This is a genomic window from Aedoeadaptatus nemausensis, from assembly GCF_903819165.1.
GTDB lineage: Bacteria > Bacillota > Clostridia > Tissierellales > Peptoniphilaceae > Aedoeadaptatus > Aedoeadaptatus nemausensis.
Window position 1 is genome coordinate 1 of sequence record NZ_CAIJCS010000007.1, and the last position, 10,810, is coordinate 10,810.

A 10,810-nucleotide genomic window follows, 5' to 3' on the forward strand; every position below is an offset into this window, starting at 1 on the left:
CTTCAGTTGTTAGTTTTCCTCGTCCCATGGTTTACCTCCTTATTTGAATTATACACGATTAAGGTAGGGGAAATGTCCAAATCTTGGGGACCGGGTTACTTCGCCTCTGAGCCCTTTCCCCTTCCCCGCGACAAGGTTTGAAGGGTTATCTAAACCAATTGATAATCAAAAGGTTCTGATGAAACCCAATGTAGGGCATGCCATGATCTTCACCTAAATGAAACGCACCCTTTCCTCGAAAACTATGTGCCGGGTATTTTCTATATGGTAACCACTGTTACGGAATAGATGCTCTTTTTCTCGTAAGATCTTATCAGGAGGTTATCATGAGTTTATTTTTAGCACCGATTCACCAATTAATGTACGATAAAATCCATTCTACCGATGGTCTCGCAAAGGATATTGCAACGGAAGACGACGCCATTCGTCGCACTCTGGAGGAAAAGTTTCCATCTATTGAAGACGCTCCCCTTGAAGAGGTCATCGACACCTCGAATATTCACGGCTGGCTCGCCGAAAGGGTGGCTCTCGCCGAGGAGCGATTGGCTTTCGCCGCAACGGCCATGGCGAAAAAGGACGAGGAGAAGCTTCTTTCAATCGTAAAACAATCCGCCGAAAAATTACACTTTCAAGGTACGGCCGAAGAGGCTTTTCAAACCTACGACAGCTTCTTCTTAAACGGCATGCCCTGCGATCGCGTGCACATGCCCGTCAACTGCGACGAGGGCTTTGCCTGGCAGGTAACCCTAAATGTCCACGCTCCCTATTACGAGGACCCGGCACTTTACGACCGTTTAATCGATTCATGGTGGGAAGGCTTTCTGGCAAACACAGATTTACGCTACGAAATTGAGGGCGATCGTCGCTATATTTATTAATAAAGAGTTAGAAGGCAACATCCGTTGCCTTTTTTCATTGAAAAATGTAATGTTAGAATGAAAATAAAGGTTTTTTCTATACTATGTGAAAGAACGTCTCTTCCATTGACCGCCTCTCTTCCTCTTCGATAAAATGATGAGTGTATATATCATTTTACGATGGAGGTTTTTATGTCAGACAATCAGACACAATGCTGCGGATACTCCCCCACCACGAGAGGGTGGACCGGCGAGTTTATCGGCACATTCCTCATGTGTTTTTTCGGCATCGGCGCCGTGGCCACGGCCACTCTTTACAGCGCCCACACAGGTCCTTTCCAAGTAGGTATTATTTGGGGCATCGCCATTGCCATTGCCATTTACGCCACGCGGAATTTGTCCTGCGCCCACTTTAATCCGGCGGTTACCCTGGCCATGTGCATCAGCAAAAGGAGTTCCTGGAGAATTTTCCCCGTATACCTTACCGCCCAACTTTTAGGCGCTATTGTCGCGAGCATCGTCCTTTGGATCTTTTTTAAAGACAGCTCCCTGGCCGCCATGGCCGCGGAAAATATAGACTTTTCCGTAGCCAGCGCCCCTTCCTCTATTTGGTGCGAAGTGTTCCCCAACACGACAAAGGGCGTTATTTCCACACCCGTCGCCGCCTTTGCCGAAGGATTCGGCGTGTTTATTCTCGTCATCATTATCTTCTCCATGACCGAGGGTTGTAATCTTGGCCGCCCAAGCGACGATATTTTTCCGCTTTTTATCGGCCTTACGATCTCATGCCTCATTGCCACCATCGGCCCCATGACCAATGCCGGACTCAATCCGGCCCGCGACATCGGCCCGAGAATCGTCGGCTTTTTTGCCGGCTGGAAAGACGTCGCCTTTTCATCGGATGCCATGATCGTCTACGTTCTCGCCCCCTTTATAGGCGGAGCACTGGCGGCTCTGATCTTTACAAAAATTATCGAACCCATTCAATCGTCAACTTCTAATACAAACTGTTGTTAAAAGGAGATTACCATGCATAATCACGAAAATATTAAAGAATATTACAGCCATATCACGAAAGAACAAGAAGGCAAAATGGAGACTGGCATCTGCTCTTGTGCATTGGACGGCACCCCCGATCATATTCAGGCCATTCGCGCAAGCGTAGATGAGGAAATCGTCAAACGCTTTTACGGCTGCGGCTCCCCCATTCCCGATGCCCTGGAAGGTCTTACGGTTTTAGACTTGGGCTGCGGCACGGGCTACGATGTCTACACCATTTCGAAACTCGTCGGCGAAGAAGGCCACGTGATCGGCGTGGACATGAACGACGACCAGCTGGCCATTGCGGAAAAACACCGGGACAGTATGGCGGAAACATTCGGCTACAAAAAATCCAATGTTACCTTTAAAAAAGGCTATATCGAAGACCTGAAATCTTTAGGCATCGAAGACGAAAGCATCGACATCGTCATTTCCAACTGCGTCATTAATCTTTCCCCGGATAAGGAAAGTGTATTTAAAGAAATCTTCCGCGTATTGAAGCGGGGCGGCGAACTTTACTTCTCCGACATTTTCGCCGACCGTCGTTTGCCGGAATCTTTAGAAAGCGATCCGGTACTCCTCGGCGAATGTATCGGCGGCGCTATGTATATCGAAGATTTCAGACGGCTTATGCGCAAAGTGGGCTGGGAAGATTTCCGCTATATGTCCACCACCAAAGCCGCCATCGACAATCCCGAGATCGAAAAGCGTATCGGCAATATCGGGTTTACCTCCCGCACCGTCCGCGCCATGAAGATCCCCGATATGATGGAAGATATTTGCGAACAATACGGCCAGTTCGTCACCTATAAAGGCGGCATCTTAGGTAGCGAAGATGCATTCGATCTCGACGATCACCACCGTTTCTATGAAGGCCTTCCCGCTTCCGTTTGCGGCAATACCTGCGCCATGATTCAAGAAACCCGCTTCGCCAAATACTTCGACATCCACGGCGATCGCAGCCGCCACTTCGGCCCCTTCGAAGGCTGCTCCACAGGCGGAGACGATGAAGAAGACGCTCCCTCCGGCGGAAGTTGCTGCTAATTAAAAAAGCTCCCCTCACGAAGGGAGCTCTTTTACTGTCGCCCTACAGACCGTATCCTTCTGCTTGAAAATACATGCTTTCGGGTATAGTTTTTAATGAGAAAGGATGTTGTCATGAAAAAAATAATACTTTTAGCCGGGCTCACACTCGCCCTGGCAGGTTGCCAACCGTCGACAGGGAATGTAAACCAAAACACCCCGGCGCCCGAACCAAGCAAGAACGAGGTACAGGCGGAAAATCATGAAGCTGACGTGCAGACCGAAAACCGGGAAACTTCCGATTCTAAGATGATCAGTCTAGAAGACGCCCTCAAAGTCTTTACGGATAAATATCCCGACGCGAAGTTCGAAGAGCTGAGCCTGGATCGCGAAAATGGCGAATTTTACTACGAAATCGAAGGTTTCGACGAGAGTAAAGAGTATGAAATGGAAATCAAGGCTTCTGACGGCTCCATTGCGAAGGATAAAGTCGAAACAGATGATACCTCCGGGAAAAAGGCACTGGACGTAGCTCATTTAGGCCGCGTAGAGGATCTCATCGCCGAATCTCTCAAGGATGCGGGAGGCGACTATAAGCTCCATTCCTTCAGCATTGAATACGAGGAAGGCCCTGCCTATACCGAATTGGAAATTGAACTGGAAAACGCCAAAGGGCAGGACCTGGACTATAAATACAATCTGGACACCGGAGAATTAATTAAAAAAGATTAAATCCGAAAAACTCCCCTCTACCCAATAGGGCGAAGGGAGTTTTTTAATTGGCGGATTCTTCTATGTCGATCAAGCGATCGATGGCGATCATGGCCGCCACGGCCACGTCGCTATAAGCCTCGTCGAAAATATCCAGGGTAAAAGTATCGCCCCAGGTTAAAAATTTCCTGGTAACCGACGCTACTTCCCTCTCGCCCTCTTGAATGGCAAAATCCCAATCCCAGACATCTCCCGTAATGGAAAGATTTTTACCGCTGTAATCCACATCGATCTTCTTCTTTAAGAAACTGATACGGGATTTAATCGTCATGTGTTCGCCGTTTTCAAAATCCACGTGGAAAGTAGGCAGGAAATTTAACAGTTCCTGGGTAATGACGAACACCGGCGTGCCGTCGGCCCGGGAGACGTGAACCTCGTAGCCGAAAAATTTAAAATTCTGATCCACTTGGTAGACCGCTTCCCCGTTTTCATCCATAATCGGGTAGTGGTCTTCTATTTTAAAAACTTTTTGTTTGGCATAAAGGGTCTTCATTCATTGCTCCTTTCGTGGGACCAGGGCGATCAGCGCCCGGTACACGGTTTTATCGGATAGTAAAATATGATAGGGCAGTTTATAACGGCCGCCCCAGGAAGAAAAGCGGACCATGAGCACCCCCTCTTCTTCCAAAAGCTCCGTAATCGTCACCCAATGGTAGCGGAAGGCCTTGTGGGGGTGATTGGTGTTTAAAAGGGCTACGGGCCGATCGTGGGCGAGATGCTCTTCGATAAAAGGCAGGGCCTCCTTCCCCGAGACCTTTCCCGAAAGCACATCGGGAGAAAAGGGAAGGGCCATGGCCTCGAGAGCCCCCATTAAAATCCCCGGCCGGGCGATGCCCCAGGGTCTGGGCGGCGCGTAGTAAATAATGCGGTCCATCAGATCCAGCGATTCCCCCCGGCTCATGGCGAATTGCGCCCTGCCATAGGATATTAAATTGGCGAGAGCCGCAATGCCGCAGGAGCGATCCACATTATAGCGGCTCCAGCGACCCGCCAAAGCATTTTGATCGAAGCCGTAGCGCCCCTCGATGTTCACAAATCGCGATTGTGTCAGTTTCAAGCCATTTCCCATGTGTATCCCTCCCCTCCTTCGGGTATCATTAATACGATTATAAACTTTTCAGAATAAATTAGAAATAGGATGGTGAAATGAAAGACTACATTAAACCTTACATTCCACTGATCATCCCCGAGATTCTGCTCATCGCCATGAGCATCCTCGCGGATCTTTTTTTGCCCCGTCTTATGAGTCACATCATCGACTACGGGGTTTTAAAAGGCAATGTGGATATTATTTTATCTTACGGCCTGCGTATGATCGGCCTCGCCTTCGTCTCCGTCCTGCTCATGACGGCGGCGGGCTATTTGGCGGCGAAAATCGCCATGGGCTTTTCGAGAGATCTGCGACAAGGCCTGTTTTCCCACGTAATGCATCTGGGGTTCGAGCAATTCGAACAGTTCGGTGCCCCTTCCATTTTAACACGGGCCACCGACGATATTAACCAGCTGGAGCGAATGGCCGTGGTGATCTTGCGTCCCCTGGTGCGGGCGCCCCTTATGTTTATCGGCGCCGCCTATATGGCCCTGACCACCGACATAAAACTATCCGCCATTATTTTAATTTCCGCCCCTATGCTCCTCGGCGTGGTGATTATGATCGCTAAAAAATCCCTCCCCGGCTTTATGCGGTCGAGGGAGCTTATGGATAAAATCAGCATGCGCTTCAGAGAACGGCTTACGGGCATTCGCGTCATCCGTGCCTTCCAGAAAGAAAGCTTCGAAGACGCCCACTTCAGCCGCGTCAATCAAGATATGCGGAGAGTCAACGAACGGGTCAACAACTATCTCATTGTCATGCTCCCGGCCTTTAATCTTATCTTCAACATGACCATGGTGGCCATCTTATACTTCGGCGCCGGTAGAATCTCCGCAGGTTCCATCGAGGTCGGCGATCTCATGGCCTTCATTCAATACATTTCCCAGATCATGTTCGCCCTGAGCATGTTCGCCATGCTCTTCGCCCTTTACCCCGGCGCCAAAGCCTCTCGCGATCGCATCGTCGAGGTATTGAACACGCCGGTGAAAAAAGAAGAAAACACCGTGGCCTTGCCGGCAGGGGAAACCTCCCTGGTCTTCGACGACGTGAGCTTCGCCTATCCCGGCGCCGAGCGGCCCGTACTCTCCCATCTTTCCTTTGAGGTAAAAGCGGGAGAAAAAATCGCCATTATCGGCGGTACGGGAAGCGGAAAAAGCACCATATTAAAACTCATCCATCGCTTTTACGATGTAACCGACGGAGAAATCCGCTTAAACGGCGTCAACATTCAAAAACTTTCCCAAAAAGAACTGCGCCAAGCCCTGGGATACGCTCCACAGCAGGCCAAACTCTTAAAGCGCAGCGTGCGGGATAATATCGGCCTTTCCCACGACGAACGTCTCGCCGACGAAGTGGCGAAAAACTATCTTTCCGTGGCTCAGGCCTGGGACTTCGTGAGTGTTATGGAAGAGAGTATGGACAGTGAAGTGGCCCAAACCGGGAAGAACCTTTCCGGCGGACAGAAACAGCGCCTTTCCATTGCGCGAGCCCTGGCCAAGGAGCCGAAAGTATTACTCTTCGACGACGCCTTCTCCGCCCTGGACTTTAAAACCGACAGGATACTTCGCCGGGCCCTGGAACCTATGACCACAGGTACGGCCACCATTATCGTCGCCCAACGGGTGATGACGGTGCTGGACTGCGATCAGATCCTCGTCTTGGAAGACGGAGAGATCATCTCCCGAGGCACACACGATGAACTTATGAAAACATCCGAAGTGTATCGGGAAATCGCCGCGTCCCAACTTGGAGAGGAGGTCGTCAATGGCTAAAATACGCCCCGTGGCGGAAGGAGACCGCCGCTCCCTCAGAAGCAAAGACAGCCGGCGCATTATCAAGCGTCTCTTCGGCTATTTAAACCAAGACAAACTCCCCATGTTCCTCGTCGTCTTCTTTACGACGGCGGCCACTACCTTCGATATTTTTACGCCCTGGATATTGGGATTGGGCATCACAAGCCTTTACGATTCCATTAAAGCGGGCCTCGCCGTAGATTACGACTACCTCGGGAAAATCATCCTGATCCTCGTCGCACTCTACTGCCTATCTTCCGCCTTTTATTTCGTAAGGGGACGGATGCTCGTGAAGGTGACCCAGAAAATGGTGTACACCCTTCGGAAAGAACTATCCGAAAAAATCGAAAGACTGCCCGTATCCTACCTCGATCAGTTTACCGTCGGCGACTTACTCTCCCGCATGGTCAATGATATGGAATCCATCGTAAGTAATATGCGACAAAACATCGCCCAGACCATCAGCGCCGTGGTAACCATCATAGGCACCCTCGCCATGATGCTCTATATCGAACCCGGGCTCACGGTCATCTCCCTTATCGTCCTGCCCACGAGCGCCTTCGTAACGGCAAAAATCGCCGGCATCAGCCAGCGCTACTTCCGCCAAAAAAGCCACGAAATGGGCCGCATCGACGGCTATATGGAAGAGATCATCAGCTCCGAAGAAGTAGTCAAGAGCTTTACCTTCGAAGAAAAAGCATTGGAAGAATTCGACGCCATCAACGAAAAACTCTACGAAAACTCCTACAAAGCCCAGTTTATATCCAGCGAGATCATGCCCCTTATGGGCTTTATTTCGAATCTGGGCTACGTAGCCATCGCCGTCTTCGGCGGCTATATGGTTTACGCCGGGCGCATAACCGTCGGAGCCATACAGGCTTTCTTCCAATACTCCAGAAAGCTTAACCAGCCCATCAACGGCATGGCGGAAGTAGTGGGTGCCCTTCAATCGGCCATCTCCGCCGCCGATCGCGTCTTCCGCGTCCTCGATGCGGAAGAAGAAATCGAAGCGGAAAATCCGGTGGCCATGGAAAAAGTAGAGGGCGCCGTCATCTTCGATCACGTCCACTTCGGCTACACTCCGGAACAGGAAATCATCAAAGACTTTAACTTGAAGGTTAATCCCGGAGAGACCGTGGCCATCGTCGGGCCCACCGGCGCCGGCAAGACCACCCTCATTAACCTCCTTCTCCGCTTCTACGAAGTGGACAGAGGCGCCATTACAGTGGACGGCGAAGACATTCGAAACTTCACCCGAAGCGACCTCAGGAGCCATTTCGGCATGGTCCTCCAGGATACCTGGCTCTTTACGGGATCGGTCTACGACAACATCGCCTACGGCAAAGACGACGCCACGGAAGAAGAAATCGTGGCGGCAGCCAAGGCCACCTATGTGGATAATTTCATCCGCACACTTCCCGAAGGCTACCGAACCAAGATCACAGAATCGGGTTCGGAAATTTCACAAGGCCAACGGCAACTCCTCACCATTGCAAGAGCCCTTATCTCCGATCCGGACATCTTGATTTTGGACGAGGCCACGAGCTCCGTGGATACGCGGACGGAAAAACTTATACAAAAAGCCATGGATCGCCTTATGCACGGACGCACCAACTTCGTCATCGCCCATCGCCTTTCCACCATCGTCGGTGCGGACACTATCCTCGTCCTGGACAAAGGGAATATTGTGGAACAGGGCAGCCACGACGAACTCATGGCCAAAAAGGGAGAGTATTACAATCTGTACCGCTCTCAATTCGAGGGAAAAGAAATTTAAGTTTCCGCGGAAAAATTTACAGTAAAGTGAATAACGATGTTCTCTACGGGTATCTCTATAATGTCATCATAAACATATAAATACTCGTGAAAGGAGAATAAAATGTTTTTTTGGTTAGTTTTCGGCGCATTAGCAGGCTGGATCGCAAGTAAAATCGTAGGTAAAGACGCCTCCATGGGCGCCGTCGCCAATATCGTAACCGGTATCGTCGGTTCCTTTATCGGCGGTTTCATCGCAAGCAACCTCTTCGGCCTGGGCAAAGTCAGCGGCTTTAACTTATACAGCCTCCTGATCGCTGTGGCAGGCAGTGTGATCTTGCTATTAATTGTAAACAAAATTCAAGAACGCAAATAAACACGGAACGCCCTGTAAAAGGGGCGTTTTTTAAGGCGGAAAATTTTTTCTGTATAACCATTTCCTGCGCAACCGTAGGGGCGGGCCTGCAGAATGTGTGCGAAGAATTCTGCTCTTTGCTCCATCCATCTTCTTCCAAAAGTTAAACATTCATTCATAATCTTTATTTTAGGAGGAGGGAATAGGGCGTTGCGATTCGCCCTCTTTCCCTCCTCCTAAAACCACCTTCCTTTCCACCCTAACGCTTTTTAGATGTGCAAATGGCTAACGCCATTTGATTCCTGTTGGGCTGTGTCGCATAAGGGTGTTTTATGAGTTGGATTTTTATTTTCGCTTTTGTCTAACGGGCGAGCAGGCTCGCCCCTACGAAACGACGCAATAGGTATGTTTTTTGGAAAATATTTCTACATACAATTAGCCCGATATAAAATCGCCCGTCCCTGATGAAGCCCAATGTAGGGGCGGGTCCTACCCGCCCGCAAAATGTGTGCGATGATTTTGCCCGAGATTGGTGTTGGGCTGTGTCGCAAAAGGATGTTCTGTGAGTCGAGCCAACAACGTCGCCCGTCAAACGAGAGCGAAAATAAAAAACCAATTCATAAACCATATACTTGTTTGCGCACAAAAAAAGAACCGAGCCTAAGCTCAGTTCTTTTTTTAATTCTAGCGGTTTTCTAAAGCTTGCTTCCAAGTTTGAAGAAGTTTAACCCACGTTTCATCTACTTTACCTTGTTCGGTGCGGTAGAATTGGTGCGTATTGGATGCTTCAATGATTTGGAAATAAGCCCAGTGGTTAGCCGTTACGTCTACAAACGGTACGATGTCTGCGCGAACAGCGGCGAGGCCGTTTTCGTTCACACTGCGATCGAAGAGTTTGTTTAAAACAGTAACCGCTTCAGCACGCGTAATGTTGTTGTTCGGACGGAAGGTGCTGTCCGGGTAACCTGCAATGCGTCCGTTGCCGTATGCTTGTGCAATGGCAGCTTCAGCCCAGTGGCCCTTCACGTCGGCGAAAGGTACTGCGGCGCCGTTTGCCTTATCGATGGCCATGATCATTTGTGCAAATTCCGCACGAGTGATCTTACCATTGGGAGCAAAGGTTCCGTCGGGATAACCCTTCATATAACCTGCGTTAACCACAGCATTAATACTGCTGTTGTACCAAGCGCTCTTAACATCGCTAAAGTTCGGTTTAGCGTTGTTGGACATATCGAGGCCCTTGAGGCGTGCAATCATAGCAGCCGCTTCGGCACGGGTCATATTGCCTTCGGGACGGAAGGTATTGTCCTTGTAGCCGTAGATATACAGCTTGTGGATAGCGGTTTCGTGTTTATCCTTGTTACCCTTATTGTCGTCAACCTTGTTGTTGTCGGAGGGATTAACAGGTTTCAACCAGATATAACCGTCGTCCTTACCGGAGTTGCTTCCATTGTCGTCTCTACCCTTTTCGTGGCCGTTGACTTCGATTTCAATCTCTGTCTTACCGCCGGGTAGATCGGAATCTTCCACTACTACAGTAATCGGACCGTCTACATCCTTACCGGGCGTTACTTCAATTTCGCCGGTATCGGGATTGATTTCGACAGGTACATCTTTACCGTCTTCATCTTTTGCTGTAACTTTTATTGTGTCATCCGGATTTTTAACGATTACGCCTGTACCTTGTTTTTCATCATTCGGTTTAACGGGCTGCTTACCGGTTTCATCAACTGTGGTCTTCTTGTCGCCAGGGGTTTCAGAGCCGTTGTCGTCTTGGCCTTTCTTGTGGCCTTCTACTTCAACTTCGACTTCTGTCTTGCCGCCGGGTAGGTCAGAATCTTCCACTACTACAGTAATCGGACCGTCAACATTCTTACCGGGTGTTACGATGACTTTGCCGTTTTCGTCGATTTCAACGGGAACGTTGTTGCCGTCTTCATCTTTTGCGGAGATTTTCGTGCCGTCGTCTTTGTTTTCGACTTTAACGCCGGTGTCTTGTTTGTCGTCAGTCGGTTTAACGGGTTGCTTACCGGTTTCATCAACTGTGGTCTTCTTGTCGCCAGGGGTTTCAGAGCCGTTGTCGTCTTGGCCTTTCTTGTGGCCTTCTACTTCAACTTCGACT

Annotated in this window: 10 protein-coding genes; 7 read left to right on the top strand and 3 right to left on the bottom strand. The window is 49.7% G+C overall.

Going from position 1 to position 10,810, the window contains the following annotated elements; translation table 11 throughout:
• Positions 1–326: 326 nt before the first annotated feature.
• The 4 genes from PEPTYR26121_RS00140 to PEPTYR26121_RS00155 all read left to right on the top strand — a co-directional run bounded on the left by PEPTYR26121_RS00140 (position 327) and on the right by PEPTYR26121_RS00155 (position 3,653).
• Positions 327–878 (top strand): hypothetical protein, encoded by a 552-nt coding sequence (locus tag PEPTYR26121_RS00140; protein WP_180498043.1) that lies wholly within the window; start codon positions 327–329, stop codon positions 876–878.
• A gap of 171 nt (positions 879–1,049) precedes the next feature.
• Positions 1,050–1,874, top strand: coding sequence for an MIP/aquaporin family protein (locus PEPTYR26121_RS00145; protein WP_246285842.1), 825 nt, complete (start codon positions 1,050–1,052; stop codon positions 1,872–1,874).
• A gap of 12 nt (positions 1,875–1,886) precedes the next feature.
• A complete protein-coding gene (locus PEPTYR26121_RS00150) occupies positions 1,887–2,942 on the top strand; it encodes a methyltransferase domain-containing protein (RefSeq protein ID WP_180498047.1) in 1,056 nt (351 codons plus the stop codon).
• A gap of 114 nt (positions 2,943–3,056) precedes the next feature.
• Positions 3,057–3,653, top strand: coding sequence for a PepSY domain-containing protein (locus PEPTYR26121_RS00155; RefSeq protein WP_180498049.1), 597 nt, complete (start codon positions 3,057–3,059; stop codon positions 3,651–3,653).
• Between the two features lie 43 nt (positions 3,654–3,696).
• Here the strand turns inward: PEPTYR26121_RS00155 and PEPTYR26121_RS00160 are convergent, their stop codons facing one another.
• Positions 3,697–4,185: an LURP-one-related/scramblase family protein gene (locus PEPTYR26121_RS00160; RefSeq protein ID WP_180498051.1), complete on the bottom strand. Its 489-nt coding sequence runs from the start codon at positions 4,183–4,185 to the stop codon at positions 3,697–3,699.
• Positions 4,186–4,761 (bottom strand): hypothetical protein, encoded by a 576-nt coding sequence (locus PEPTYR26121_RS00165; protein WP_180498053.1) that lies wholly within the window; start codon positions 4,759–4,761, stop codon positions 4,186–4,188.
• Between the two features lie 77 nt (positions 4,762–4,838).
• Between PEPTYR26121_RS00165 and PEPTYR26121_RS00170 the strand changes: the two genes are divergently transcribed.
• From PEPTYR26121_RS00170 to PEPTYR26121_RS00180, 3 genes are all read left to right on the top strand, one after another.
• Positions 4,839–6,557: an ABC transporter ATP-binding protein gene (locus PEPTYR26121_RS00170; protein WP_180498055.1), complete on the top strand. Its 1,719-nt coding sequence runs from the start codon at positions 4,839–4,841 to the stop codon at positions 6,555–6,557.
• Positions 6,550–8,355: an ABC transporter ATP-binding protein gene (locus PEPTYR26121_RS00175; protein WP_180498057.1), complete on the top strand. Its 1,806-nt coding sequence runs from the start codon at positions 6,550–6,552 to the stop codon at positions 8,353–8,355. The genes PEPTYR26121_RS00170 and PEPTYR26121_RS00175 overlap by 8 nt, the downstream gene beginning before the upstream one ends.
• A gap of 102 nt (positions 8,356–8,457) precedes the next feature.
• Positions 8,458–8,709 carry a GlsB/YeaQ/YmgE family stress response membrane protein gene (locus PEPTYR26121_RS00180; protein WP_180498059.1) on the top strand — a complete coding sequence of 84 codons (252 nt, stop codon included), beginning with the start codon at positions 8,458–8,460 and terminating at the stop codon, positions 8,707–8,709.
• Positions 8,710–9,372: 663 nt separating this feature from the next.
• Here the strand turns inward: PEPTYR26121_RS00180 and PEPTYR26121_RS00185 are convergent.
• The coding region (locus PEPTYR26121_RS00185; RefSeq protein ID WP_180498061.1) for an S-layer homology domain-containing protein at positions 9,373–10,810 on the bottom strand (1,438 nt) is incomplete at its 5' end.

Bases quoted from the DNA above. Each gene is read 5' to 3' on its own strand.
- PEPTYR26121_RS00170 (WP_180498055.1), top strand. From the start codon at position 4,839: ATGAAAGACTACATTAAACCTTACATTCCACTGATCATCCCCGAGATT.
- PEPTYR26121_RS00145 (WP_246285842.1), top strand. From the start codon at position 1,050: ATGTCAGACAATCAGACACAATGCTGCGGATACTCCCCCACCACGAGA.
- PEPTYR26121_RS00165 (WP_180498053.1), bottom strand. From the start codon at position 4,761: ATGGGAAATGGCTTGAAACTGACACAATCGCGATTTGTGAACATCGAG.
- PEPTYR26121_RS00180 (WP_180498059.1), top strand. From the start codon at position 8,458: ATGTTTTTTTGGTTAGTTTTCGGCGCATTAGCAGGCTGGATCGCAAGT.
- PEPTYR26121_RS00175 (WP_180498057.1), top strand. From the start codon at position 6,550: ATGGCTAAAATACGCCCCGTGGCGGAAGGAGACCGCCGCTCCCTCAGA.
- PEPTYR26121_RS00160 (WP_180498051.1), bottom strand. From the start codon at position 4,185: ATGAAGACCCTTTATGCCAAACAAAAAGTTTTTAAAATAGAAGACCAC.
- PEPTYR26121_RS00155 (WP_180498049.1), top strand. From the start codon at position 3,057: ATGAAAAAAATAATACTTTTAGCCGGGCTCACACTCGCCCTGGCAGGT.
- PEPTYR26121_RS00150 (WP_180498047.1), top strand. From the start codon at position 1,887: ATGCATAATCACGAAAATATTAAAGAATATTACAGCCATATCACGAAA.
- PEPTYR26121_RS00140 (WP_180498043.1), top strand. From the start codon at position 327: ATGAGTTTATTTTTAGCACCGATTCACCAATTAATGTACGATAAAATC.